Below are 25,004 nucleotides of genomic sequence, written 5' to 3'. Positions count from 1 at the left end.
CTCCTTTTTTCAATCTCATACTGAGCTATTCAGACGCCGCTTTTTCTTTACCATTATTTTCGTAAATCATAATAGGGTCTGATTCGCCTTTGATCACCGTTTCATCAATGACGACTTTACTCACTTCTTCTAATGAAGGAAGTTCATACATAGTATCAAGCAATACGCCTTCGACAATCGAGCGCAGACCACGGGCACCTGTTTTACGTTCCATTGCTTTATGAGCAATCGCTCGTAGCGCATCTTCACGGAATTCAAGGTCAACGCCTTCCATCTTAAATAGCGCCGCGTATTGCTTAGTGAGTGCATTCTTCGGCTCATTTAGGATTTCAATTAGTGCTTCTTCATCCAGTTCGGTCAAAGTTGCAACTACGGGCAAACGACCAATAAATTCAGGAATTAAGCCGTACTTAACTAAATCTTCAGGCTCTACGTCTTTAAACGTTTCGCTTAATGAGCGCTCAGAGTCTTTAGATTTAACTTCAGCACCAAAGCCAATTCCAGTATTTTTTGTACTGCGCTGTTCGATGACTTTATCTAAGCCTGCAAACGCACCACCACAAATAAACAAGATCTTAGAAGTATCTACTTGTAAAAACTCTTGTTGCGGGTGCTTTCTACCACCTTGTGGTGGAACAGATGCAACCGTACCTTCAATCAGTTTTAGTAGTGCTTGTTGTACACCTTCACCTGACACATCACGGGTAATCGATGGATTGTCAGATTTTCTTGAAATTTTGTCGATTTCATCGATATAAACAATACCACGCTGTGCTTTCTCAACGTCGTAATCACATTTTTGCAGAAGCTTTTGAATGATGTTTTCAACATCTTCACCCACATAACCGGCTTCGGTTAATGTCGTTGCATCTGCCATTGTGAATGGAACATCAAGTAAACGTGCAAGCGTTTCTGCTAGAAGGGTTTTACCACTACCCGTTGGACCAATTAGTAGAATATTACTCTTGCCAAGTTCTACATCACCCTTGCCGCCTTGGTTACGCAGGCGCTTATAGTGATTATAAACCGCAACAGACAAGACTTTTTTAGCGTGGTCTTGACCTATCACATAATCATCTAAGTGATTTCTGATCTCTTTTGGCACAGGTAATTTATCAGACGCGTCATGCTTAGGCGCAATATCTTTGATTTCTTCCCTAATGATGTCGTTACAAAGTTCAACGCACTCGTCACATATATAGACAGATGGACCGGCAATTAACTTACGAACTTCATGCTGGCTCTTACCGCAAAATGAGCAGTAGAGTAGCTTGCTATTCTTATCGCCGTCTGTTGGAGTGTCTGACATTCAGCTACCTCATTCAATTGCTGTTATCTCTAGATAACATCGTATTTCTTTTAACTATACCAAAGAAATTTGGCTTTGGCACAGTAGAAGCCGATGAATTCAACTCATCGGCTAATTCATAATCACTTAAGCTCTCGACGAGAGTGAACTGCATCAATCAGGCCATATTCTAGCGCTTGATCTGCAGTCATAAAGTTGTCTCTATCTGTGTCATGCGCAACCACATCATAAGGCTGACCGGTGTGTTCCGCCATTAAGCGATTTAATTTCTCTTTTATCGCTAAGATTTCGCGGGCATGAATTTCAAAATCAGAAGCCTGACCTTGGAAGCCACCTAAAGGTTGGTGGATCATCACACGAGAATTAGGTAAGCAATAACGTTTACCTTTAGCACCGCCAGATAGCAAAAATGCCCCCATACTCGCAGCTTGACCAACACAAACCGTACTAACGTCAGGCTTGATAAAATTCATCGTGTCGTAGATTGACATTCCAGCGGTCACAGAACCACCTGGCGAGTTGATATACAGGAATATATCTTTGTCAGGGCTTTCTGATTCCAAGAACAGCATCTGCGCCACGATTAGATTGGCCATATGGTCTTCGACTTGACCAGTTAAGAAAATAATACGGTCTTTTAACAGTCGTGAGTAAATATCATAAGAACGCTCGCCTTTAGCCGTTTGCTCCACGACCATAGGTACTAACGCATTGATTGGATCGATCATACCATCATTCATGTTTTCTTATTCCTTATTAGCACAGAATCTATTGCCTATTCGCAGCAACTTTATTGGACTTAGCGCGGTCCATAAAAACATTCTGTGATCGGTGTTTAGGCTAATACTTTTTTGAGCGAATTGAAACGAGTAGATATAACTGTAGCAGTAATACTCAACGAAACCTGACTCGTAAAATAAGTATAGCTAATAAAATAAGCCATGCCTCAAGATATAAGTACTTAATGCTTCAATATCAAGGCCTAAAAACAAAAATGGCCCGAATTCTCTATTAGAGTAACTCGAGCCATTTAAACTTCAGCTTAGCTGTAAGTCAATGATTTCTTCAAAGACTTATTGAGCAGCCTGTGGATTCATGATGTCGTCGAATGACTTTTCAACATCAGAAACAGATGCAGCAGCAAGTACTGCTTCAACTGCAAGCTCTTCCATCGCAACGTTTCGCATTTGCTGCATTAGTTGATCGTTTGCTTTGTAGTATGCCACTACTTCACTTGGATCTTCGTATGCAGAAGCAACTGTGTCGATTAGTTCAGCAACTTTATCTTCATCAACTTTGATGTCGTTCGCTTTGATCACTTCACCTAGTAGTAGGCCAGTTTTCACGCGAGTTACTGCTTGCTCGTGGAATAGCTCAGCTGGAAGCTCAGGCATGTTTTGTGCGTTGCCACCAAAACGTTGTGCAGCTTGTTGACGAAGTGCATCGATTTCTTGGTCGATTAGTGCTTTTGGCACTTCAACTTCGTTAGTTTCTAGAAGACCTTTGATAGCTTGATCTTTCACGTTCGCTTTAACCGCTTGGTTTAGCTCACGCTCCATGTTCTTCTTAACTTCTTCTTTAAGTGCGTCAACGCCGCCTTCAGCAACACCAAACTTAGTTGCGAACTCGTCAGTTAGTTCAGGAAGCTCTTGAACTTCAACTTTCTTCACAGTGATTGTGAATTGAGCCGCTTTACCTTTTAGGTTTTCAGCGTGGTATTCTTCAGGGAAAGTTACGTCAGAAACAACTTCCTCACCTGCTTTTTTACCAACGATACCGTCTTCAAAACCTGGGATCATACGACCTTGACCAAGCTCTAGAGGGAAGTCTTCAGCTTTACCGCCTTCGAACTCTTCACCGTCGATTGTACCAACGAAATCAACCGTTACACGGTCTTTTTCGCCAGCTGCAGCATCACTCTCAGTCCAAGAAGCGTGTTGCTTACGAAGCGTTTCAAGCATGTTCGCTAGGTCTTCATCCGTTACAGAAACTGCAGGCTTCTCAACCGTGATTTTGTCTAGATCTTTAAGTTCAACTTCTGGGTATACTTCAAAAGTTGCATCGAATTCTAGATCTTTACCAGCTTCTAGTGACTTAGGAGCAAAAGATGGTGCGCCTGCAGGGTTGATTTTCTCAGCAATGATTGCTTCGATATAGTTACGCTGCATCAGATCGCCAGCAACTTCTTGACGTACAGCTGCGCCGTAACGCTTAGTGATGATTGACACTGGAACCTTACCAGGGCGGAAGCCATCGATACGCTGTGTTCTTGACAGTTGTTGTAGGCGTTTTTTAACTTCAGTCTCAACGTTCTCTGCAGGAACGGTGATGGTCAGACGGCGCTCAAGGCCTTGAGTCGTCTCAACAGAAACTTGCATGATTTACCTCAATCTTCATTTTTGGGCGACAAAGCGCCTTCCTTACTAACAAGACAACCATCATGCTTTTTATGGGCCTTCGGCTAAATTGCCAAACTCTCCGTTGCATGTGACGCTTGTTGCCTGCCCTACGGGCACTACGTTAATTAATAGACGCGGCATTATAACCTATTCAACGACGGAGTCGAGCAATCAGGTTAAATAAATAGGCATATTGGTGCTAATTGATTAAAAGTTAGTAAATTTGAAATAAATGACTGAGATACTAGAGAGAAAGTGGTCGGCGATGCAGGATTTGAACCTGCGACCCCTTGGACCCAAACCAAGTGCGCTACCAAGCTGCGCTAATCGCCGAACATATATATTTTGTAGAAGTGGTCGGCGATGCAGGATTTGAACCTGCGACCCCTTGGACCCAAACCAAGTGCGCTACCAAGCTGCGCTAATCGCCGACTAATTTTGGCATGTAGATGGGGCGACTGATGGGACTTGAACCCACGACAACCGGAATCACAATCCAGGGCTCTACCAACTGAGCTACAGCCGCCACTACATGTGGATTAAAATAAGATGGCGCACCCTGAAGGATTCGAACCTTCGACCGACGCCTTAGAAGGGCGTTGCTCTATCCAGCTGAGCTAAGGGCGCAAACTCGTAAACATCTTCATGCTACTTTCTTATTTTAAAAGTGGTCGGCGATGCAGGATTTGAACCTGCGACCCCTTGGACCCAAACCAAGTGCGCTACCAAGCTGCGCTAATCGCCGACTGTGACCTTGGAGAACTAAGAACCTTTTTATCGGTGAGTCCTCGTTGGCAACGGGGTGCATAATAGTGATTTGCCCGAAGTAGGTCAAATATTTTTTTTAGTTTTTGTTTCAACTGCCTAATTTTGCCACAAATTGTTGATAAAACAGCTGACTTAAACAATTTTTGAACGCTTCTTGTAGAACAGATCATGAAAACCTTTGCTTTTACGCAATGCAAACTTGGCGGACTGGCTGTTTTTTGAGAAAATAGCGGGCAAATGTCCTCCTTTGTAATAACTAAAGGGACATATAAATAGAGCGACCCCATTTTTCATCTGTATTAAGCAATCATTTCATCAATATATGAAAGTGCTTGTATAGAAGAATTTAAAGGCTCTATCATCGTTCAAGTTTTTTAACCCTTAATATAGGTCAATCATGACGGCAAACATCATTGATGGCAAAGCTATCGCGAAACAAGTTCGTTCTACTGTTGCACAACGTGTTCAAGACAGACTAGCGCAAGGTCTAAGAGCGCCTGGCTTGGCTGTGGTATTAGTAGGCCAGGATCCTGCGAGCCAAGTTTATGTTGGTTCAAAGCGTAAAGCCTGTGAAGAAGTCGGATTTGTTTCTAAATCTTTCGACTTACCAGGTGATACAAGCGAAGAGCAATTACTTGCGCTTGTTGATGAGCTTAATGCAGATCCTGAAGTTGATGGGATCTTAGTACAATTGCCGCTACCTGAAGGCCTAGACGCAGAAAAAGTATTAGAGCGTATTGATCCTCATAAAGACGTCGACGGCTTTCACCCATATAACGTAGGTCGTCTTGCCCAAAGAATGCCAGCACTGAGACCTTGTACGCCAAAAGGGATCATCACCCTACTCGACTCTACCGGTGTGCGTTATAAAGGCATGCATGCTGTTGTGGTTGGTGCTTCAAACATCGTAGGTCGCCCTATGTCACTAGAGCTGCTACTTGCTGGTTGTACTACAACCGTTTGCCATAAATTTACGCAAGACCTCGAAACCCATGTGCGTCGTGCCGACCTACTGGTTGTGGCGGTCGGTAAGCCTGAGTTTATTCCAGGCGACTGGGTTAAAGAAGGCGCGATTGTTATTGATGTAGGCATTAATCGCTTAGAATCAGGCAAACTGGTAGGTGACGTGCAATACGATATCGCAGAACAAAACGCGAGCTTTATTACTCCAGTGCCAGGTGGTGTGGGCCCAATGACCGTCGCAAGCTTAATCGAAAATACGCTAGAAGCGTGTGAAAAATATCACAGCTAAACGCTGTTAGTTTATAGCTATAATAAAAGCCTCAGTTGAGGCTTTTATTATTTTAAGCCTCACTAACTCATTAGCGTATCCTTGTTTGCTTTGTTTTCTTCCTGAGTTACCGCTTCTCTCATCGCTTCTTGTAAGGCGGCCATCCGCTCTTCTAATTCTTCAGGTGAAATTTTTCCCTCAGCCGCAAGCTTTTCAAGTTCTGCCATTTTCTCTTTTAATTCGTCTATTTTCTCTTTATTTGCCCCTAAGCGGCTAAACATTACCGCTTCTCTCATTTTTTCGAGAAATGACTGATTACGCTCCACCACTTCATATTTATATGGATCGTCGGCTTTATTATCGAGTACAGGGGATGATTGAGCTGCGATGTTAGCAGCCGCGACATAGTCTTGCTCCTGCGCAGCGGTATTAGCTCGTTTAGTTTGGGCAAGGCTTTGCTGCTCTGAAACGGACTCAGTGGTACGAATTGCGGAGTGGGTTTGGTAAGTGATCATGATTGCTCTCCTTGATTTGTCCAAGAAAAGCAATCACTGTGCCAAAATTAGCTTACTCGCTACTGGCTAGATATGACCAGGAATTGGCTTGTGCGGCAAATTGACGTCTTGGTTTTGACCACGGTGACGTAATAAGTGATCCATGAGCGTAATAGCCAACATGGCTTCTGCGATTGGAATGGCACGAATACCAACACAAGGGTCATGGCGACCCTTCGTCACAACTTCTTGCGGTTGGTTGTGGGTATCAATACTCTGCCCCGGTACCGAGATACTTGATGTCGGTTTTAGCGCAATTGATGCGATAATATCTTGCCCTGTAGAAATACCCGCTAAAACGCCGCCTGCATGGTTAGAGGTAAAACCCTGTGGCGTTAGCTCATCTCTATGCTCAGAGCCCTTTTGCTCAACCACATCAAAGCCATCACCAATCTCTACGCCTTTTACGGCATTAATGCTCATCAAGGAGTGCGCTATCTCGGCATCTAAACGATCAAATACAGGCTCACCTAAACCAACCGGCACATTTTTCGCCACGACTTTTACCTTCGCGCCGACTGAATCACCTTCTTTTTTCAGCGTACGCATATATTCATCTAGCGCTTCTAGCTTAGATTCATCGGGAAAGAAAAATGGATTGGTTTCAACGGCTGACCAGTCATAATGCTCGGCTTTAATCGGGCCTAATTGAGAAAGACAGGCGTTGATTTCGATGCCATGGACTTGCTTGAGATATTTTTTCGCAATCGCACCTGCTGCAACTCGAATAGCAGTTTCACGTGCCGACGACCTGCCACCACCGCGATAATCTCTATGTCCGTATTTGTGCCAATAGGTATAGTCGCCGTGACCCGGACGGAACAAATCTTTGATGTTTGAGTAATCTTTTGAACGTTGGTCGGTATTTTCAATCAACAATCCAATGCTCGTACCTGTGGTCTTGCCTTCAAACACACCTGAGAGAATTTTTATCTCATCGCCTTCTCGGCGCTGTGTTGTGTAGCGGCTTTGACCTGGTTTACGTCTATCTAAATCGATTTGTAAATCAGCTTCAGTGATCTCAAGCCCTGGTGGTACACCATCCACCACGCCACCAAGCGCGGCGCCATGGCTTTCACCAAAGGTCGACACCTTAAATAATTGGCCAATGCTATTGCCTGCCATCGTTTTTCCTCATTCCTAAATAGACGATAGAGAGCATTGGCCCCCTATCAGTTTTTAAAGTATTCCAATAGTTGTTGTTTGGATACGACAAAGACTCCTAAACCACCATGCTCAAAGTCTAACCAAGTAAATGGCGCTTCAGGAAATTGCTGCTCCATATGTACCATAGAATTGCCAACTTCGACAAATAGCAAACCATCATCATTTAGATGACCGGCCGCTTCTGCCAGTAGTGCGCGGGTCACATCAAGGCCATCTTCTCCTGACGCCAAGCCAAGCTCTGGCTCATGATGGAACTCCTCTGGCAGATCTGACATATCTTCTGCATCAACATAAGGAGGGTTTGCTACGATTAAATCGTACTTTTGACCCGGCACACCACTAAATACATCAGACTGGATAGCAAAGACTCTGTCTTGCATCATATGCTGATTGATATTGTGATCAGCCACTTCTAAGGCTTCAAAAGAAATATCTACCGCGTCTACTTGTGCGCGCTCAAATGCTTTGGCCAATGCAATCGCAATACAACCAGAGCCCGTACACATATCTAAAATACGCGTTACCTTATTCGGTGCAGCTACCCAAGGGGCAAAGTGTTTCGCGATTAACTCTGCAAATGGTGAGCGTGGTACTAATACGCGCTCATCAACATAAAACGGCATACCAGCAAACCAAGCTTGATTGGTTAAGTAGGCGACGGGAATACGCAGCTCAATACGTGCTTTGATAAACTCCATCAGATGTGCTTTTTCACTTTGCGTCATGCGCGCATGCATGATTTCTTTGGGGGCATCAATTGGCATATGCAGCACCGGAAGCACCAAACTGACCGCTTCGTCCCAAGGATTATCCGTACCATGACCAAAAAATACCTCGTTACTCACAAACTGGCTCGCTGTCCAGCGTACCCAGTCCTGAATGGTATGTAAGTCTTGAAAGGCTTCAACGGCCATTTCTTCGGTAATAAGTGGTTGCGACATTTCCGTCATGATGACTCTCTAAAGATCAAACTATATGGCGCTATTGTAGCGGTTTTTAAGCTAGGTTTTTATGCTTTTTTTATTTAAAATGCCACCATGAACAGAGAATCTAACACTAATGCTGACCTAAATGACGATTTCGCGATGTTTCGTGAGTCTTTGAATGGTGTAAAACCCCTCAAACAAGATCAGGTGCAGCTCAAACAAAAGAAAAAAATTCAGAGCATTGAGCTGAAGCAACAAGTTAAGCAACAGCAATCTGAGTTTTACTTTTCTGACGAGTATATTCCTGATATTGATACGTCGGGAACCATCAATTTCGTAAAGCCCGGAGCTGATCGCTATTTAGCAAAGCAGCTAAGGCGTGGTGACTACGCACCCGAACTCATCTTAGATTTACACGGGCTAAATAAAGAAACGGTAAAACAAGAACTAGCAGCATTAATTCATGCTTGTAAGAAGCAGCATATTGCTTGTGCGTGCGTGGTGCATGGAATTGGTGAGCGTGTGCTTAAACATAAAGTACCGCAGTATCTTGTTCAGCATCCAGATATACTGGCGATGCACCAAGCACCTTTAGAATATGGCGGTAAAGGGGCAGTATTAATCTTGGTTGACCTACCTGATGACCCTAACTTTGGCCGTTAATTCGGCCCAAACATTGTTTTTTATCCTTTCTTGCTTCGCTTAATCCAGCCTTAATAAATTTAACTAAATCTTAGCCATTTCACCCATCCTACACTGGTCAAATTCACCACCTCATTAATTCTCCTGTGCAAAATAAAAATTAAAAAATATAAAAATCAATAACATAAAAATTAAATTCATTTTGGCACAACCTTTGTAATAGTTATTGCGACTAACAAATTACAAGGAAACTTATTATGACTACTTTAGCGAAAATCACCATGACAACTTTATTGTTTACAGCAAGCATGACAACAACAGCTGCAGAAATTGATGCTTCATTACTTCAAGAAGTAAAAACCAAAGTAACGCAAGCTATCACAGAGTCAATCAAAGCGAATCTAGAAGAAATAAAAATTGAGACCAAACAGTCTTTAGAGAAAGCGTTTCAAACAACCAATAACAGCGAGCAAGAAAAAAAGGAAGAGACTAATGATTAATGAACTCGAATTTCTGAGTCTGCTCGCAACTCCCGTGATCAGTTTATTTGCCGCTTACTTAAGCATTCAACTGATAAAATCACTGGGTCAGTTTATCAACTTTAACTAGCATGGCACTTGCTAAAGTAGGCAAGGTAGCCGAGTAGTCAAAGTTTTACCCTGAGAAAGCTATTGAGGTATCAGTAGCCATTAAAAAACCCGCCAATTGGCGGGTTTCTTTTTTGATATCAGCGAGATATCACAAAGTCGACACTAAATTATAGTGCGCCTTCGTTTTCAGATAGGAACTTAGCAACACCTTCAGGGCTTGCATCCATACCTGCTTTACCTTCAGTCCAACCAGCTGGACATACTTCACCGTGCTCTTCGTGGAATGCTAGTGCATCAACCATGCGAAGCATTTCGTCGATGTTACGGCCCAGTGGTAGGTCGTTAACTACTTGGTGACGTACATTACCTTCAGCATCGATTAGGAAAGAACCACGGAAAGCAACACCAGCTTCTGGGTGCTCAACGTCATATGCTTGACAGATTTCGTGCTTAACATCAGCGATTAGATCGTATTTAACTTGACCGATACCGCCTTCGTTTACTGGAGTGTTACGCCATGCGTTGTGTGAGAATTGAGAATCGATAGAAACACCGATCACTTCAACACCACGCTTTTGGAACTCTTCGTAACGCTTGTCGAACGCGATTAGCTCTGAAGGACAAACAAACGTGAAGTCTAGTGGGTAAAAGAAAACAACCGCTTTTTTACCTTTAATACGCTCGTGCAGGTTGTAGCTATCTACGATCTCACCGTTACCTAGTACTGCTGCTGCTGTAAAGTCTGGTGCCTTGCGGCCTACTAATACACCCATTTTTATCTCCAATAGTTAGGTTTATTTCCAATCTTATTTGGTATCTCGTATCGAGACCAAAATATCTTGTTCATAATATTGTGGCGTGCTTATGAAAAAACAACCCTAGCTAAATTCATAACCAAAGTCTCTTTATCATTCTCACCATTAAAAACTGCGCCTAGTGTATTTGGCAAGTGCCATAATTAACAATCGAATTTACCGATAGCACCAATCTATAAATTCGATGAGACGCAAATACCTCCGCTCACGATGCCATTCGGAGATCAAAAAAGGCTTCACAAAGAAGCCTTTTTAAGATGTCTATCACTCAGTGGACATTAGTCCATGATATTTTCTGGCATATCACCGCGGATCTGCTGCCAAATTTCACCCGATTGGTGACCATACTTACGCATCAATGAAATAGCACCATCGTGTTCTTGATTTTCTGCCAGTTTGGTTAAATCTGCATAGAACTGTCTCGCCAGTCCTCGCGTTCTTGAATCAGAAAAGTAATGGCAACCAATTTTTGAGTATAACCCTCTGAAGCCATTTAAAATCAGCACGTAAATTTTGTTTTGCCCAGCACCGGCCAGCTCATGGTGAACTTGGTAGTCATAATCGGCAAACGCTTCTGCGGTGTCTTCTAGCTCTTCATGCTTAGACAAAATATCGATAACACGCTGCGGGTTGAATTTTATCGCCGCACGCGTATAGATAGCACTAATATTGGTACGCGCTGACAGCAGCTGATCGGTCAGCTCAGGCATCTTATCTTCATCAAGACGCGCTAAGGTTTCTAATATATTAAGCCCTGATGTTTCCCAAAAGTTATTTACTCGGGTTGGCTTACCATGTTGGATAGTCAACCAGCCATCTCGAGCTAGCCTTTGTAATACTTCGCGCAGTGTTGTTCTTGTTACACCAATGAGTTCAGAAAGCTCACGCTCAGCAGGTAGAATGGATCCCGGAGGGAATTCGCCGTTCCAAATTGACTCAACAATATATTCTTCAGCAAATCCAGCTGGGCTCTTGGCTTTGAAAATTCTCATCTCACACCACTTTATTATTACATCAATGCCTTGATTGGCAGGTTGTGCTTGTTAATCCACTGATTGTACCAGATGAAGCTCAACTAACAAGCTACAAATCACCCTAGCTGAAAATAGCCATGTTTAATGCCGGTGAGATTGTGATGCGGTGTGAGACTTAGAACTCACTTAAGGCGATATAGACTTGGCCATAACGGACTCATCTTCGCTAAACACTGAGCTGTTAATGTAAACAAATTGCTCCCATCAGACCATCCAGCCTCTGCTTTCATTTTGTATAACTCAAATGCTTCTCCTAAAGTGCACACGGAACGACTGCAAAATAAACAGACAAAACAATCGAACTCTGTTTTTAAAGCCAATATCAAAGGCTGCCGGGACACAGAACCCCTATTCAAGGAATCACCAAGAAAATTCGCTCCCTACTTTTAAATCACATAGCGAACTTTATGCCTGAGTAACCTAACGTTTTAGAGCTCGTTTTGTCTGCTTTCAAGCTTATTCAGCCATGCTTGTTTAAATTCGTGGTCTGATGTCAAAGCGAGATAAAGATCCGTAGCAAAAAAACTATCATTGTAGTCGGGTAACCAGCCAGTGTTGAGCAGCTGCGTTAGCGCTTGTTGTGTTTCTGCGGTGTCATTGTTAAGTGCGAACCAGTATGGAGATAAAGCTGCATCGAGCTGATTTCCTTGATTAAGGTATTGTGCCAACAACTGTGTTACTCGCTTGAGCTTGTTTTGTTCATATGTACGTTTCAGCATCAGGGCATAAGTAAGGTATTGCCCTACATTGCCTGCCTCTGGCAATGTAAGCGCTGCGATATCAGCAAAATGCTGTTCAAAAAGTATTAGCGCGGGTTGTACTTTCTGCCGTGCAAGTAAAGCAAGAATATAAGGCATCACATAATGATTACCCTTTGAGTCTAGCTCGTATCGCTGTTTTAAGAGTACTTCGGCCTTTTCGACATCACCCTGTCGCCATGCGATCCCGGCTTCAACATAGAGTCTAAATGCTGTAGAAATTGAACCTAAATTTGCGGCTTGCTGATATTTCTCCTCAGCTTCTTCTGCTCGCCCTAAACTCAATAACACTAATATGTGGCTCAACTGCTGCGCGGGGTACAATTTACTATGACTGATGTGATTGTTTTGGTACCACAGCAAATATTCGCTTGCCCTATTCTGGTTAAGCGGATAAAAGTCTAGCGCATAGAGCGGATTGTTTTTGGTGTGCGGGGCAACAGCAACGCTACGATCAAAATATTTTCGAGCGAGCACTAACTCTCTAAAATTCAAATAGGCATAGGCTAATCCTCGGATAATAACCGCATCGTTTGGTGCTAATTGATACGCTTGTTTATGCGCAGCAATTGCATCGGGTATTTTGTGCTGGTCCCGAAGAAATCGACCATACCAATGCCATAAGCGAGCATACTCGGTTGAGAGCTCAAATCCTCGCTTAAAATAATCCTGCGCTTGCTCAATTTCATTCTCCATCACCGCAAAGCGCGCAAGAGAGGTTATCACTTCAATATTTGTATCATCTAAGATCCGTGCCTTCTCTAACAATGGTCGACACAAAGCAAGCGATTCATACTCTGATACCGCGCCATATACGCTAAGCCCCATAAAGGCATTGCATAAGCCACTGAGTGCCTCGACATTATCACTTTGTTTAGATAACACTTGCTGATAAATCGTTTTCGCTCGGGCTAACTCCTCCACCGCTGTACTTTGGGATAGGTGTGTGGCAAGAGTGATCTCATCAAAATAAGGGTTGTTTTGTGTCTTGTGCTTTTGATCAGTTTGAATATAAAAAGCGATTAGAGCGAGCAACGTAATGGTAACACCAAGCAGCCAAATTCGCTTTTTGCTCACTGGCATCACAGCCGCTTTATGCTCTCCAAGCGCAATGTTTGGATGAATGCGGTAGCCTTGAGCTGATATTCTTTCGATATATTCGTCGTATTGCGGATCTGTGTTTAAAATCTTTCTTAACTGCGCAACAGCTTGATAGACCGAATTGTCAGACACCACCTTCGGGTGCCAAACTAACTCGACGAGGTTATCAATACTTAGAGGCTCAGGTTTCGCATCGACCAGCACCAACAGTAATTTCATCACTTTTGGGGTGACGGTATATTCACGGCCAGTCGGATACTCCACAATCTGGTTCAATTTAGGCACAACAAGCCAATTTCCCAAAAGCAAATTTTTCAACCCAAGAACACCTTACATTATTGATTATTATAGTTTTAATTAAATTAAGAAAAATTTCAGAGTTAATTTATATGAAAATTAAAACACAAAGTACCTCGCTAGTTATGCTCGAAGACATCTAATACGACACTAACTGGTTTTCATTATGAAAAAACAAACATTAATATTTGCGGCCTGTTGCTCCCTGTCTTCTCATGCATTATTTGCAGCAGTGGACCTTCGTATCGACAATGCTACCATTTTAAATCCTATTGATAAGCACCAAGTCAATATCATTTCCAATCATTGGCTCGCCATCCAAGATGGCAAAATTATACAAGTCTCTGACTCAAGTCAAAAACCGGATGCAGCACAGGTCATTGATGCTCATGGTCAATACCTCATACCAGGGTTAACCGATAGCCATGTCCACCTAAAAACAATGCCGGGATTGCTTAACACCTCCCCTAGAGCTCGCCAAATGCAAACAGCATTTTTACAACGGCAAGGTGCTAATTATCTTTACTATGGCGTCACGCAAGTTATTGACCCGTCAAACACTGCAACCGGCATGACCGAATTTACAGCAAATGGCCCCGCACCCGACGCTTACTTTTGTGGCGCTATGCCAGTTTACCAAGGGTATAATGCTGAAGGTCTTAGTTACTCAAAGCTACATCAACATAAACCCTACTTTGCTGCGCAACACGGCGATCCCGCTCATGAGCTAACGCAATCTCAAGTACACGCTCACCAAGGAGCTCAGCCCTTGACGCGAATGAAATCTGACGGTGCAACTTGTGCCAAACTGTACTTTGAAGATGGCTTTGGAGAAAACAGTGCTATACCGCTTATTAATCAAGAAACTGCCAAACAGTTAGTCGAGTCCGCAAACTCAATGAAGTTACCCGTAATGGCACATGCGAATGCCATTGATATGCAACAACTTGCTGTAGATGCCAATATCAACGTTATGGCGCATGGACTTTGGAACTGGTTAGCGCCAAATACAGCCCCTAGCGAAAGCGAACTGCCAACCAATGTAAAAGCTGTGCTGGATACCAATGTAAAAGCTGTGCTGGATACCATCATCGAAAAAGACATCGCATATCAAGCCACATTAAATGTGATGAATGCTCTGGCGAAAGTGACTGACAACACTTTCACCTTCTCGTCTGAATATCGTACCGTATTACCTCCGTCTCAAATTGCTTGGTATCAAAGTGAACCTGGTCGCTGGTTTTCTCGAGAAATGGGTCAAGGCTGGGGTGAAATAAGTAATCAACAAAAGGTGGCTAAACTTGAGCAAGTTTTCTCTCAAGGGCAACGAGCACTAAATTATCTATATAAAAATGGCGCAACCTTGCTGCTTGGCTCTGATACGCCACCCGCACCAACTTATGTCTCGCAACCTGGCTTATCGACTTATCAAGAATTAACGATGATGGATCAAGCTGGAGTAGACCTCGTTAGCTTGTTATCTGCTGCAACCATCAATAATGCCAAAGCATTTGCGATAGACTACCAGTACGGCAGCATCGCTGTGGGGAAAGTGGCTAATCTATTACTTTTAAATAGTAACCCTTTGCAGTCAGTCGCGGCTTATAACGATATTGAATATGTTATCTTACACGGCTCAGCCATTGAGCGTGCTACTTTTCATATCGATGCCCTCGAGAAAAGTGAGTAAATACGTCAGAATAGAAATGCTGATAATGTCGGTCTCACCTCAATTGACTTAATCAAGTGATCTATTCTGATATTTTCGAACTTCTGCTGGTAACAAGAGTCGAAAAATCGTCGCAAAGATAGCGCACACTGCGAAGTAAAGTTGCTCTAACGCGGCCAGATAAAGCATAATAAAACAAAAAGGGTTTCTCTATAATGAAGATTTCATCTTTTCATCTCTCTAGGCAATCTTGGGGATTGCTAGCACTATCCGCTGCTATTTTTGAAGCCGTTGCACTGTATTTCCAATACGGTATGGGTTTAGAGCCCTGCATTATGTGCATCTATCAGCGTTTTGCTATGTTGGGGTTATTAGCAGCTGGTTTAATCGGTATGATTTCCCCTCGCTCTTTCGCACTGCGTAGTCTGGCATTTGTTTCGTGGGGTGTAGGCAGTATTTGGGGTTATTTTATCGCCCGTGAACATATCAGTATGCAAACTACAACAGATCCATTTGCTTTTACCTGTGACTTTGTACCAAACTTTCCTGCGTTTATGCCGCTGCATGAATGGCTACCAAGCTTTTTTGCTGCAACAGGTGACTGCGGCAATATAGATTGGTCTTTTGCAGGATTGTCTATGCCTGGATGGATGGAAATTATCTTTGCATTTTATAGTGTTGCATTTATTCTTTTCTTATTTTTCCATGTTACCAAAAGAAGTTGAGATATCACATTCATGCATTTTAGGTTAAGCCAAATTGAGCAACTGAGAGCGTTTAAATTACGTGACAAGCAGATGATTTTGCGTCTTGCACTTAGCCACCTTGATGCAAAAACAAAGGTCGTGTTAAGAATAGCCAAGTTGCTACTGCTCACACCGTTTTTTGCCTCATTGGTCGTATTTGAAGGCTGGCTGTTATTACCTGTCTTATTGGTAGCAGGATTAATTTATCCGCTACTGACCACACCACTGGAAATACAGTTTGGCAAACCCAAGTTAGCTCAGGCAATCGCTGAGTTTAACGCCTCGAATAAGCCCTGATCTTCAATCTACCTGTGTGCGAGCAACTAAGCTCGCACACAATAACTACGACTAGACTCTAATTTTCCCCTCCAGTTTTGCCAATATTCCTTTCCCAATTCCTTTTACTTCCAGCAACTCCGTTGTTGTTTTAAAGCGCCCCATTTTCTTACGGTACTCTACGATGGCTTCAGCTTTACGAATACCAATCCCTGGTAAACTTGAAAGCGCCGAAGCGTCAGCGGAATTAATATCGAGTACAGCACTTTGCTGCTGCGTTTGAGAGACTGACTTTGCTTGCTCCGCAGGTTTTGCGAGCACGCTTGAACAGCTTAAACCTAACGCCAATAAAATAGAAAGTATGGTGGGTTTATTGAACATATATACACTCCTTGTGCGTAAAAAGTATCCAAAGCTTACTGCATTCACCTCGGTGAGTGATTGCAGAAGCTTTTTAAATAAAGATTGGAACATTGACTTTGTCAAAAAACATTCATTCTTTCAAAAATCCAAATAAACATTAAACTTTTGTTTTTAATGAATTTAATTAATTCTGCTTCACTCAACAGCACTTGAAAAATTTTCAAAATAACTTGCTTAATCCCTCGATTCGATTTACTGTATAAAAAAACAGTGACTAGGGGAATAACCATGGCCGTTATCATCAAATATGTTGTTGAAAGAAATGGAGTCGAGCGTATGACTTTCACGTCTAAAAAAGAAGCTGATGCTTATGATAAGATGCTAGATGTAGCTGAAGCATTGGAAGACATGCTAACGAAAGTTGACGTGCCGCTGAGTGAACAACAAGTTGAATCCCTAGCGCTTGAAATTGCAAAACAAAAAGATGACTTTGTGTCTGTGTTAAAAGGTGGCAAAGTAGCACCAAAGGCCAATGCCAAAAACAAATCTGAAAACGAAAAAGCGTCAGATCCAGATAAAGTGACCAAAATTAAGCAGGCCTAAATGATAATAACCACTTACTTCAGTGGGTGGTTTAGGCTGAAAATAAAAAACCGCAACTTTTGCGGTTTTTTATTTTGTGCTGTGTAGCGTGGTATTATTTAATCACGCTTGCCACTGCGTCAGCAAAGTAGTCAATATTGTCTTTGCTTACGCCAGCTACGTTAACGCGGCTAGAGCCTACCATATAGATAGCATATTCAGTGCGTAGTCTGTCAATTTGCTCTTTATTAATACCTAAGAAAGAGAACATACCGTGCTGACGGTCGATGAACGAGAAGTCTTGCTCAACACCTTTTGCAGCTAGGCTTTCTTTGATCAACGTACGTAGACCATTGATACGACCGCGCATTTCGTCAAGTTCGTCATACCACATTTGCGTAAGTTCAGTACTGCTTAGAATGGTATTTACAATATCAGCACCGTGTGCTGGTGGCATTGAATAGATACTACGAACAACGCTAAGTAATACTGAGTTTGAAACATCAGCAGTTGCACTGTCTTTTGCAATGATTGAACACGCACCGATACGCTCGCGGTATAAACCAAAGTTTTTAGAGCAAGATGAACAGATGATCATTTCATCAACTGTATCCGCAACCGTTCTAAGGCCTTGTGCATCTTCTTCAAGGCTGGTACCAAAACCTTGGTATGCAATATCAATTAATGGCGTAAAGCCTTGCTCTTTCGCAAGTTCAGCAACCACTTTCCATTGCGCTTGATCTAAGTCCATACCACTTGGGTTATGACAACATGCATGAAGTAGTACTACATCACCTTTAGGTACTTGCTTCAGCGCATTGATCATCTCATCAAACAACAACCCTTTGTTTTCGTAGTCGTAGTAAGGATACTCTTTAACTGTTAGACCAGCTGCTTCAAATAGGCTGATGTGGTTTGCCCAAGTTGGAGTCGTAACCCAAACAGTTGCATTGGTGTTGCAACGTTTAATAAATTCTGCTGCAACACGTAATGCGCCAGTACCACCAGGTGCTTGCGCCGTACGTACGCGATTTGCCAATAATGTACTATGCTCTCCAAGTAACAGTGTTTCCATCTTTTGACAGAAGTCTAAGTTACCAGCCAAACCAATATAAGATTTTGTCGTTTCGTTTTCTAAACGAAACGCTTCCGCTTTTTTAACCGCTCTAAGTACCGGCGTGTTTCCCTGCTCGTCCTTATAAACACCTACACCAAGGTCAATTTTGTTTGGGTTAGTGTCCTGTTTATAAGCGGCCATCAGGCCTAAAATAGGATCTGTTGGAAGTGGTTTTAGCTCTGAGAACATGGCTTATCTCTTTTATTTTAATTAATGCAAACTCGAGCGGCTGACGCCCGATTCCAGTAGACTTGATGGTAACATAGAGACTTGCATCTCAGTTACCATATTTATCTAGAATTTTATTCATTTTTGTAAACTTGGCAGCACCACAAAGGCGTCAAGTTTACAGCCGGACTATTCCGATAATTATTCGGGTAAATAGTCAGGAATTCTCGTACATGCAGCTGCAAGCAATGCTAAAATTTCTTCGTTGAAAAATGACTCAGAAAATGCTTCTGCATCAATAATTCCAATACAATTTTGAGCATCATCGAATAATGGCATACAGGTTTCTGCTTTCACCTTTGGATCGCAAGTGTAGTACTCTCCTCCACTGGCGACATATTGAGGGATGTCATTAATCACTCGAGCTTTAGCACTCAATACCGTTTGGATATTATTTGAAGTAGCAGCAAAAGCCTCCGTTATTGGGAATAGCGGTCTACTCGGCGCGCCAGAGTACGCTAATTTGAGAAGTTGTTTCCCTTCATTTGTCGCTCTTGCTTGGTATATGCCAAACCAATCAACAGCTGTAAATTCAACTACCGCTGACACTATCGTTTGCAGCTTGGCAAGCGATTGCTCATTCACTGTGTTCTTTTCAACGTAGTCACTCAATAAAAAAGGTGCTTCCTGAAGGTGACCAAACAAGCTACAAGCGCCTCCTTCCCCAAGCTCAGGGATCTGATATGACCACACAGCAGGGCTTGAATTTTTCTCAATATAAGCATCTAGTTTTTCTAATTGCAGCAAAAGCAACTCGCGGGAGATAGATAATCCGCTCAATGAAATATAATCTGACATTTTAGCCATCTAAACATCTAAAGTTAATGCAACTTTACCATGCTCTCTAAACCTTGCCAACACTAAAAAACAGGTACATAAAGCAATACCAGTAGACACTGAATCTAAAGCTGAGGTGACATACACTTGAGTGGAATTTAGACCGATTTAGAGGTGAGTGAATAAATCATTTCTACTTCATTTCCAGCACTGTTGTAGCTAACGCTTTGGGCAATCTCGTTAAGTAAGCTAACACCTCTTCCGTGGCTATGCTCTTGCTGCGCTTTATTGCGTTCGCTTGATTCAAAACCATTACCTGAATCACAAATGTTGAAGTATAACTTTAGCTCTTCAGGGCTGTAGCGCACAGAAATAATAATGAGCGCTTCTTTTAGCTCCTTCAAAACACTCTCTCGCAGACTATAGAACTCAAAAAAGCCATCTTCTTTGTTTTTAATCTCAGAATCTAACCCCAGCACACCGTGATCTAAAGAATTATTGTAGGCCTCTGAGAGTAGTAAGAAGATGTTAGAGCGATGTGCCGAAATACCGTCAACTTCACTAAGCAAATCCACCAGCTCAAGTACCGGATCTGTCGTTTTCATCTGCTTGGCATCTAAAGATAGCGAAATATTAAACGGCAAACTTGAATAATGGTTAGGCGCAGAAACAATTGACTCGCTGGCAACGCAATTAATAATCGCGATGCTTAAGTCATCTTGTTGCTCCGTATTGCCAGAAAACTCGCGAACTTCAGAGATAATTTGATCCGTGGAAATATGCTGCCGGCTCGCCAGCAAGCGCTTTAACCGTCGTTCGCCATACATTTCCCCCCGCTCAGACTCAGACTCAATGATACCGTCTGTCGCCATTACGAGGCGTTGGTCGGGGCTAACTTCAAAATGCAGCAGGTTACGTTCAAACTCATCGACTTCTAGAATGCCGAGTGCCATATGTTGGCTCTCAATGGTTTTAATAAGGCTACCATTTTGGTCAATCAGATATAAATCTGGCAAACCACCAAGCCAAGCAGAAACACTTTTCCCTGAGCTGCTCAATTCAATGATAGCTGCTGCGCAAAACATGTGGCCGGGTAATAACTCATTAAGGGCGGTATTGAGCTCAACGGCTATATCACCAACCGCCATCCCCTTTTGCACCATAGTGTAGAAAATGCGCGATGCGGGAAGCGCGCCGACCGCAGCTGCTAAACCATGACCAGTAAAATCACCCAGTAAACAATAAAAGCCACCCATTGGGCTCTTGGCCATTAAAAACATATCGCCATTAAACATTGACGCGGGTGACAAGTGGTATTCACAAATCTCAGGATATTCAGATTGTTGTGCAAGCGCATTACTAAAAATGTGCTCAACAATCTCGTGCTCTCGCTCTATCTGGTTATAGTGATATTCCAGTTGCCGACGCTGTTCGTTGCTTTGTTGACTGAGCCTACGTGTCCTCGCATGCGCTTTGATTTTGGCTGATAAAATGACTTTATCAAACGGCTTATGAATAAAGTCATCACCTCCAACAGCGAGACATTTTTCAAAGCTACTTTGATCTTCAAGTGCGGTGATAAAGATGATGGGGAGATATACCTCACCCGCATATTGCTTTATTTTGGGGGCAGCCTCAAAGCCATCCATTACGGGCATGACAACGTCTAGCAGCACGATGTCGATGTCCTGACTTTCGAGAATTTTTAATGCATCACGACCATTGTGCGCACAAAAAACGGTATAAAATTGTTGCTCAAGCATTGCCTTAAGCAGCTTACAGTTTAATACCTGATCGTCGACTACCAAGATATTCATGAGGGGCTAATCTATCGGCGATCAGTCAATATCAAACTTCTTATCAAAACGAGAGATCTGGAGGATTTTCTTAAGTTGTGGACGACAATTACTAATTTGAATGCTGGAAACTGAGCTTCCTAGTGTTTTTTTCATATTTAACAGCATACCCAAAGCGGAGCTGTCCATATAGTCGGTTTCACGCAGGTCAACAACAACCTTTTCGGTTTGATCATTCACCTCCGCATACGCCTGACGAAACGATTGCACCAAATTAAAGTCGAACTTGCCCCTAATTTGAATGGTTAATGTCTTACCGTCAGCAGAAGCGTTTTTACTCAAGCTCATCATTAAGCTCCTAAATTATTTTGATTTGTTTCCCCTCACCAATTTAAATATAACGCTTAAAAACCATTTAGCAAAAAATAAAAAACATCTAATCTGCTTTTTGCTATGATCTCTGCAAAGAACCCGCAAGAGGACCAGAATCAATGTCAGAATCAAGACTTGTGTACTCCACAGATGTAGGCCGTATTGACACCAAAGAGCCAAAGCAAGAAGTTCAAGGGAAAGTTTTTAAAGACGGCGCCGTTCGTATTGAAAGACAAACTAAAGGGCGCAAAGGCAAAGGCGTTATGCTTGTCGTTGGCATCGATAATGAACAGCATGATCTAAAGAAATTGGCAAAAACGCTTAAATCAAAAATGGGTCAAGGTGGTGCAGTTAAAGAAGGCGTTATTGAAATTCAAGGCGATGACAGAGAAAAGCTTAAGCAATTATTAGAAGGCCAAGGCTTCAAAGTGAAAATCGCAGGCGGTTAGGCACTTATTATTTTCAGCCCCATGCTTTGGGGCTGAGCCGCTATACCGCAGGGGCAAACCGCAAAATCTCTGCTTCACTCAACGGCGGGCTGTAGTAATAACCTTGTACAATATAGCAGTTATTTTTCGCCAAGAACGTCATCTGAGCCTCAGTTTCCACCCCTTCAGCAATAACCTGCAAATTTAATTTTTGCGCCATCGCAATGATAGCTGCGGTGATTTCCATATCATTCGGATCTTCAGGGATATCCTTCACAAAGGAGCGGTCGATTTTAAGTATATCAACTGGGAAACGCTTAATATAACTTAAAGACGAATAGCCTGTACCAAAGTCATCAATAGACAGTGAAACGCCAAGGGCTTTGATATCTCTAAGTTGTATGATTGCCGCTTCCACGTCTCCCATCAACATACTCTCGGTAAGTTCAAGGTGTAGTAGAGTCGGCTCCATTTCAGTTCTGTCAATAATATCTGACAGCGTACTGATCAATTGTGCGTCTTTAAACTGTCTCGCAGAAAGGTTGATGGATACGTTGGCAATCTTGCCCGCGGCTTTTAAACGACGAGAAAAATGGCATGCTTCTTCTAGCACCCATGCACCAAGCTCTACGATTAGGCCTGTCGCTTCAGCAATTGGAATAAACTTACTTGGCGGAATAGTTCCTTCGCTTGGGTGGAACCAGCGAATAAGTGCTTCATAGCCTACAACCTCTCCACTTTCACTGTTCACTTGTGGTTGATAATGCAAGGTAAATTGTTGCGCTTTAATTGCTATACGCAGCTCGTTTTCTATATATAGGCGCTCGTTAGCGGCTTCGTCTAAATCTTGGCTATAGAAATGGTAAGTGTTCCGCCCTTTTGCTTTGGCCTGATACATTGCCAAATCTGCATGTTTAAGCAGCTGCTCTTCTTCTTTACTGTCAAACGGAGCCATCGTAATGCCAATACTTGCACTGACGATCACTTCGTTATTCCCCAGTTTTATAGGTTCTGCCAGTGTCTTTTGAATGATATTGGCAACTTCCATGGCATTTTCTCGCTCATTGATGCCACTCAGTAACACCGCAAACTCATCCCCACCCAATCTGGCAATGGTATCTTCTGCACGGAGCCGTTTTTTCAATCTTGTCGCGACTTCAAGCAATAAGCGGTCACCCGCGTCATGTCCCAAAGTATCATTGATGCGTTTAAACTCATCTAAGTCAAAGTAAAATAGAGCAAAGGCATAATGACCACGTTCGGCAAGTGCCATGGATTTACGTAACTGCATCCTGAAAAACGTTCGATTGGCGAGGCCAGTTAAGGTATCAAAGTAAGCCAATTCTTCCATTTTACGCTGGCTTTCTTTTACAAACGAAATATCTTGGGCTGAGGCGACATAACTTGAAATTGCGCCGCCTTCTTCACGGATCGGTGACACACTCAAACTGACCCAAATAGGTGCCTCTCTGTTACCCGCCAACATGGTATCTCCGCGCCAATGATTGCGGCTGCGCAAGTCAATATCGATATCATCAATGAGAATTGCCATGTCTTTTGAAATAATACTCAAAAGCGGAGAGCCAATAAAATGCTGTTCATCATAGCCCGTCATTTCCTGCATTTTTGGATTGACGTACTCAATTTGAAAATGCTCATTGGTCAATACAACGCCAGTACCAGAGAAAGCCACAGCTTTTGACAAACGGTTTGCCGCCTTTTCTGCGATTTCCTTTTCTGTAATACGTTGATTTAGGCCATTTACAAGTTGTTTTATCTCAACACTCATGTCATTAAATGACGCGTTCAATTGACCTATTTCGTCATCTGTATGCGGCAAGGTTGGCGTATCCCACTGCCCTCGACCAAATCCCTTCACTGCTTTAACGAGCGCATTGATACGTTTGAGTACTAATTGATATAGAACCTGATGCAGTAATATCGCAACAAAAATGGCATACAAAATAAACAAACCAAAGAACTTAACTTTAAGCTCTTCAATGGCCGAGATAGCCGACGCCCGCTTTTTATAGATCCCAATGTACCAATCTAAATTGGCAATATGGGTCACGTGCATAATATGCCAGTTGTCTTTATATCTAAATTCATCTTGGATATTTGGCAGCTTAGTAATAAGTGCAGTTTGTACTATTTTACTCAAATCTTCCGGTAGCTTGTTGTGGTCCAATAGCTGCCCAGTCGCAGCGGTGGTTTTAAACAGGCCGGGAGCTGCCAATAATCGACCCTGTTTATCAAAAACGATGAAACCTTGCTGATGGTCAGATTTAGGTAGTTTTTCGAGTAAGGTGGTCAACTCTATATCGCTACCCGTTAACCCAAGGTATTTGTCATGTAAGTATAAAGGCACCAAAATACTGACCACCCATTTGTTCCAAACCCTATCAAAATACACGCCCGACCATACCGCTTCCCTCGTTGGGTTTTGTTCAGCATGTAAAACAGGCAAGTTATGAAGCTGATTATTTACCAGCCTAGGGTCTTTCGCTAATAGGGCATTAGGAGGCGCAACACGGACAAATCCGTCTTTTGTAGAGAGGTAAAAATTAAAGAAATCCTGTAACAGTGGGGGCGCAAGAATATTCCAAAGCAATTCAGATTCAGAAAATAACTTTTGCACTGACTGCAATTTTAAATCGCCAGTATACATAGCTGCAGAAAGGCCATTTTTGGCTGTACTCGCTAAGTTTTCGCCACGCTTGTCGACACTCGCTTGTGCGCCAGATAAATCTTGAACACCGTAAAGTAAGTGTTTGGAAACCACTGAATTGGCTTGTTCGGCCAAGTTGGCTTTAAGATCGAGGTAATTTGAGAACTGATTGTTCACCTGCGCACTAAAACGCTTAAGCTCATCATACTCTTCATAGATCAACTGCTTTTCTTCAGATTTTAGCATCAATGCTGCAGCAAAAACGCCCGCGATCAAACACACGGCCGAAATCAACATCGACAGCTTTACACTTAAAGAGCTTGCACCATATCTTGATGGGGGACGACGATTGCCCACAAGTTAACCTATTCTTTTATTTACAGTGGTGGTG

23 protein-coding genes and 5 tRNA genes are annotated in these 25,004 nt (G+C 42.7%); 8 read left to right on the top strand and 20 right to left on the bottom strand.

Annotation, left to right across the window (positions count from 1 at the left end; translation table 11 throughout):
• Positions 1–25 precede the first annotated feature (25 nt).
• The 8 genes from clpX to EXT47_RS05030 all read right to left on the bottom strand — a co-directional run bounded on the left by clpX (position 26) and on the right by EXT47_RS05030 (position 4,453).
• Entirely contained in the window at positions 26–1,309 is a 1,284-nt protein-coding gene (gene clpX, locus EXT47_RS05065) for an ATP-dependent protease ATP-binding subunit ClpX (RefSeq protein ID WP_010606725.1), read from the bottom strand.
• 122 nt (positions 1,310–1,431) lie between these two features.
• The gene (gene clpP / locus EXT47_RS05060; RefSeq protein ID WP_010371147.1) at positions 1,432–2,049 is read right to left on the bottom strand and encodes an ATP-dependent Clp endopeptidase proteolytic subunit ClpP; all 618 of its coding nucleotides are present in this window, start codon (positions 2,047–2,049) and stop codon (positions 1,432–1,434) included.
• A gap of 333 nt (positions 2,050–2,382) precedes the next feature.
• Positions 2,383–3,687 (bottom strand): trigger factor, encoded by a 1,305-nt coding sequence (gene tig / locus EXT47_RS05055; RefSeq protein ID WP_039497061.1) that lies wholly within the window; start codon positions 3,685–3,687, stop codon positions 2,383–2,385.
• Between the two features lie 277 nt (positions 3,688–3,964).
• A tRNA-Pro gene (locus tag EXT47_RS05050) sits at positions 3,965–4,041 on the bottom strand.
• A gap of 21 nt (positions 4,042–4,062) precedes the next feature.
• Positions 4,063–4,139 (bottom strand) — tRNA-Pro (locus EXT47_RS05045).
• A gap of 19 nt (positions 4,140–4,158) precedes the next feature.
• Positions 4,159–4,234, bottom strand: a tRNA-His gene (locus tag EXT47_RS05040).
• A 24-nt stretch (positions 4,235–4,258) separates the two neighbouring features.
• Positions 4,259–4,335 (bottom strand) — tRNA-Arg (locus tag EXT47_RS05035).
• A 41-nt stretch (positions 4,336–4,376) separates the two neighbouring features.
• A tRNA-Pro gene (locus tag EXT47_RS05030) sits at positions 4,377–4,453 on the bottom strand.
• A 420-nt stretch (positions 4,454–4,873) separates the two neighbouring features.
• Between EXT47_RS05030 and folD the strand changes: the two genes are divergently transcribed.
• Positions 4,874–5,728 carry a bifunctional methylenetetrahydrofolate dehydrogenase/methenyltetrahydrofolate cyclohydrolase FolD gene (folD, locus tag EXT47_RS05025; protein WP_010371140.1) on the top strand — a complete coding sequence of 285 codons (855 nt, stop codon included), beginning with the start codon at positions 4,874–4,876 and terminating at the stop codon, positions 5,726–5,728.
• Between the two features lie 62 nt (positions 5,729–5,790).
• Here folD and EXT47_RS05020 read toward each other — a convergent pair whose 3' ends face one another.
• The 3 genes from EXT47_RS05020 to prmB form a co-directional block, all read right to left on the bottom strand.
• Entirely contained in the window at positions 5,791–6,222 is a 432-nt protein-coding gene (locus EXT47_RS05020; RefSeq protein ID WP_039497058.1) for a hypothetical protein, read from the bottom strand.
• A gap of 66 nt (positions 6,223–6,288) precedes the next feature.
• Positions 6,289–7,386, bottom strand: a complete 1,098-nt coding sequence (gene aroC, locus EXT47_RS05015; RefSeq protein ID WP_039497056.1) for a chorismate synthase — start codon at positions 7,384–7,386, stop codon at positions 6,289–6,291.
• Between the two features lie 47 nt (positions 7,387–7,433).
• On the bottom strand, positions 7,434–8,369 hold the full coding sequence (gene prmB / locus EXT47_RS05010) for a 50S ribosomal protein L3 N(5)-glutamine methyltransferase (RefSeq protein ID WP_165383800.1): 936 nt from the start codon (positions 8,367–8,369) through the stop codon (positions 7,434–7,436).
• A 96-nt stretch (positions 8,370–8,465) separates the two neighbouring features.
• Between prmB and smrB the strand changes: the two genes are divergently transcribed.
• Both smrB and EXT47_RS05000 read left to right on the top strand, forming a co-directional pair.
• A complete protein-coding gene (gene smrB, locus EXT47_RS05005) occupies positions 8,466–9,017 on the top strand; it encodes an endonuclease SmrB (protein ID WP_010371129.1) in 552 nt (183 codons plus the stop codon).
• Between the two features lie 236 nt (positions 9,018–9,253).
• Positions 9,254–9,496, top strand: a complete 243-nt coding sequence (locus tag EXT47_RS05000) for a hypothetical protein (RefSeq protein WP_010371126.1) — start codon at positions 9,254–9,256, stop codon at positions 9,494–9,496.
• A 257-nt stretch (positions 9,497–9,753) separates the two neighbouring features.
• On the opposite strand, the gene EXT47_RS04995 is transcribed toward EXT47_RS05000, so the two are convergent.
• The 3 genes from EXT47_RS04995 to EXT47_RS04985 form a co-directional block, all read right to left on the bottom strand.
• A complete protein-coding gene (locus EXT47_RS04995; protein WP_010371125.1) occupies positions 9,754–10,359 on the bottom strand; it encodes a peroxiredoxin in 606 nt (201 codons plus the stop codon).
• 320 nt (positions 10,360–10,679) lie between these two features.
• Positions 10,680–11,393, bottom strand: coding sequence for a fatty acid metabolism transcriptional regulator FadR (gene fadR, locus EXT47_RS04990; RefSeq protein WP_010371123.1), 714 nt, complete (start codon positions 11,391–11,393; stop codon positions 10,680–10,682).
• 470 nt (positions 11,394–11,863) lie between these two features.
• Positions 11,864–13,612, bottom strand: coding sequence for a winged helix-turn-helix domain-containing protein (locus tag EXT47_RS04985; RefSeq protein WP_130126014.1), 1,749 nt, complete (start codon positions 13,610–13,612; stop codon positions 11,864–11,866).
• A gap of 145 nt (positions 13,613–13,757) precedes the next feature.
• Between EXT47_RS04985 and EXT47_RS04980 the strand changes: the two genes are divergently transcribed.
• The 3 genes from EXT47_RS04980 to EXT47_RS04970 all read left to right on the top strand — a co-directional run bounded on the left by EXT47_RS04980 (position 13,758) and on the right by EXT47_RS04970 (position 16,303).
• Entirely contained in the window at positions 13,758–15,281 is a 1,524-nt protein-coding gene (locus tag EXT47_RS04980; RefSeq protein ID WP_130126013.1) for an amidohydrolase family protein, read from the top strand.
• Positions 15,282–15,475: 194 nt separating this feature from the next.
• Positions 15,476–15,985, top strand: coding sequence for a disulfide bond formation protein DsbB (gene dsbB, locus EXT47_RS04975; RefSeq protein WP_017216139.1), 510 nt, complete (start codon positions 15,476–15,478; stop codon positions 15,983–15,985).
• A 12-nt stretch (positions 15,986–15,997) separates the two neighbouring features.
• Positions 15,998–16,303 carry a hypothetical protein gene (locus EXT47_RS04970; RefSeq protein WP_017216140.1) on the top strand — a complete coding sequence of 102 codons (306 nt, stop codon included), beginning with the start codon at positions 15,998–16,000 and terminating at the stop codon, positions 16,301–16,303.
• Positions 16,304–16,354: 51 nt separating this feature from the next.
• Here EXT47_RS04970 and EXT47_RS04965 read toward each other — a convergent pair whose 3' ends face one another.
• The gene (locus tag EXT47_RS04965) at positions 16,355–16,663 is read right to left on the bottom strand and encodes a helix-hairpin-helix domain-containing protein (protein ID WP_010371108.1); all 309 of its coding nucleotides are present in this window, start codon (positions 16,661–16,663) and stop codon (positions 16,355–16,357) included.
• 270 nt (positions 16,664–16,933) lie between these two features.
• Between EXT47_RS04965 and EXT47_RS04960 the strand changes: the two genes are divergently transcribed.
• On the top strand, positions 16,934–17,248 hold the full coding sequence (locus EXT47_RS04960; RefSeq protein WP_039497042.1) for a YebG family protein: 315 nt from the start codon (positions 16,934–16,936) through the stop codon (positions 17,246–17,248).
• Between the two features lie 94 nt (positions 17,249–17,342).
• Here EXT47_RS04960 and EXT47_RS04955 read toward each other — a convergent pair whose 3' ends face one another.
• From EXT47_RS04955 to EXT47_RS04940, 4 genes are all read right to left on the bottom strand, one after another.
• The gene (locus EXT47_RS04955; RefSeq protein ID WP_130126012.1) at positions 17,343–18,533 is read right to left on the bottom strand and encodes an amino acid aminotransferase; all 1,191 of its coding nucleotides are present in this window, start codon (positions 18,531–18,533) and stop codon (positions 17,343–17,345) included.
• A gap of 180 nt (positions 18,534–18,713) precedes the next feature.
• Positions 18,714–19,379, bottom strand: a complete 666-nt coding sequence (locus EXT47_RS04950) for a GAF domain-containing protein (RefSeq protein WP_130126011.1) — start codon at positions 19,377–19,379, stop codon at positions 18,714–18,716.
• Positions 19,380–19,507: 128 nt separating this feature from the next.
• Positions 19,508–21,166 (bottom strand): fused response regulator/phosphatase, encoded by a 1,659-nt coding sequence (locus tag EXT47_RS04945; protein WP_039497036.1) that lies wholly within the window; start codon positions 21,164–21,166, stop codon positions 19,508–19,510.
• A 21-nt stretch (positions 21,167–21,187) separates the two neighbouring features.
• Positions 21,188–21,493 carry an STAS domain-containing protein gene (locus tag EXT47_RS04940; RefSeq protein WP_010371095.1) on the bottom strand — a complete coding sequence of 102 codons (306 nt, stop codon included), beginning with the start codon at positions 21,491–21,493 and terminating at the stop codon, positions 21,188–21,190.
• 143 nt (positions 21,494–21,636) lie between these two features.
• Between EXT47_RS04940 and EXT47_RS04935 the strand changes: the two genes are divergently transcribed.
• Positions 21,637–21,966 (top strand): translation initiation factor, encoded by a 330-nt coding sequence (locus EXT47_RS04935; protein WP_039497034.1) that lies wholly within the window; start codon positions 21,637–21,639, stop codon positions 21,964–21,966.
• 40 nt (positions 21,967–22,006) lie between these two features.
• Here EXT47_RS04935 and EXT47_RS04930 read toward each other — a convergent pair whose 3' ends face one another.
• Complete coding sequence (locus EXT47_RS04930; RefSeq protein WP_017216144.1) at positions 22,007–24,970, bottom strand: EAL domain-containing protein; 2,964 nt, start codon at positions 24,968–24,970, stop codon at positions 22,007–22,009.
• Between the last annotated feature and the right edge of the window lie 34 nt (positions 24,971–25,004).

The organism is Pseudoalteromonas sp. CO342X, from assembly GCF_004208915.1.
Classification (GTDB): domain Bacteria; phylum Pseudomonadota; class Gammaproteobacteria; order Enterobacterales; family Alteromonadaceae; genus Pseudoalteromonas; species Pseudoalteromonas maricaloris.
Note: the sequence above shows the minus strand (reverse complement) of the source record. Positions and strands in the feature narration are given on the sequence as shown.

Coding starts and splice junctions, on each gene's coding strand:
- clpX (WP_010606725.1), bottom strand. CDS start 1,309: ATGTCAGACACTCCAACAGACGGCGATAAGAATAGCAAGCTACTCTAC.
- clpP (WP_010371147.1), bottom strand. CDS start 2,049: ATGAATGATGGTATGATCGATCCAATCAATGCGTTAGTACCTATGGTC.
- tig (WP_039497061.1), bottom strand. CDS start 3,687: ATGCAAGTTTCTGTTGAGACGACTCAAGGCCTTGAGCGCCGTCTGACC.
- folD (WP_010371140.1), top strand. CDS start 4,874: ATGACGGCAAACATCATTGATGGCAAAGCTATCGCGAAACAAGTTCGT.
- EXT47_RS05020 (WP_039497058.1), bottom strand. CDS start 6,222: ATGATCACTTACCAAACCCACTCCGCAATTCGTACCACTGAGTCCGTT.
- aroC (WP_039497056.1), bottom strand. CDS start 7,386: ATGGCAGGCAATAGCATTGGCCAATTATTTAAGGTGTCGACCTTTGGT.
- prmB (WP_165383800.1), bottom strand. CDS start 8,369: ATGTCGCAACCACTTATTACCGAAGAAATGGCCGTTGAAGCCTTTCAA.
- smrB (WP_010371129.1), top strand. CDS start 8,466: ATGAACAGAGAATCTAACACTAATGCTGACCTAAATGACGATTTCGCG.
- EXT47_RS05000 (WP_010371126.1), top strand. CDS start 9,254: ATGACTACTTTAGCGAAAATCACCATGACAACTTTATTGTTTACAGCA.
- EXT47_RS04995 (WP_010371125.1), bottom strand. CDS start 10,359: ATGGGTGTATTAGTAGGCCGCAAGGCACCAGACTTTACAGCAGCAGCA.
- fadR (WP_010371123.1), bottom strand. CDS start 11,393: ATGAGAATTTTCAAAGCCAAGAGCCCAGCTGGATTTGCTGAAGAATAT.
- EXT47_RS04980 (WP_130126013.1), top strand. CDS start 13,758: ATGAAAAAACAAACATTAATATTTGCGGCCTGTTGCTCCCTGTCTTCT.
- dsbB (WP_017216139.1), top strand. CDS start 15,476: ATGAAGATTTCATCTTTTCATCTCTCTAGGCAATCTTGGGGATTGCTA.
- EXT47_RS04970 (WP_017216140.1), top strand. CDS start 15,998: ATGCATTTTAGGTTAAGCCAAATTGAGCAACTGAGAGCGTTTAAATTA.
- EXT47_RS04965 (WP_010371108.1), bottom strand. CDS start 16,663: ATGTTCAATAAACCCACCATACTTTCTATTTTATTGGCGTTAGGTTTA.
- EXT47_RS04960 (WP_039497042.1), top strand. CDS start 16,934: ATGGCCGTTATCATCAAATATGTTGTTGAAAGAAATGGAGTCGAGCGT.
- EXT47_RS04955 (WP_130126012.1), bottom strand. CDS start 18,533: ATGTTCTCAGAGCTAAAACCACTTCCAACAGATCCTATTTTAGGCCTG.
- EXT47_RS04950 (WP_130126011.1), bottom strand. CDS start 19,379: ATGGCTAAAATGTCAGATTATATTTCATTGAGCGGATTATCTATCTCC.
- EXT47_RS04945 (WP_039497036.1), bottom strand. CDS start 21,166: ATGAATATCTTGGTAGTCGACGATCAGGTATTAAACTGTAAGCTGCTT.
- EXT47_RS04940 (WP_010371095.1), bottom strand. CDS start 21,493: ATGAGCTTGAGTAAAAACGCTTCTGCTGACGGTAAGACATTAACCATT.
- EXT47_RS04935 (WP_039497034.1), top strand. CDS start 21,637: ATGTCAGAATCAAGACTTGTGTACTCCACAGATGTAGGCCGTATTGAC.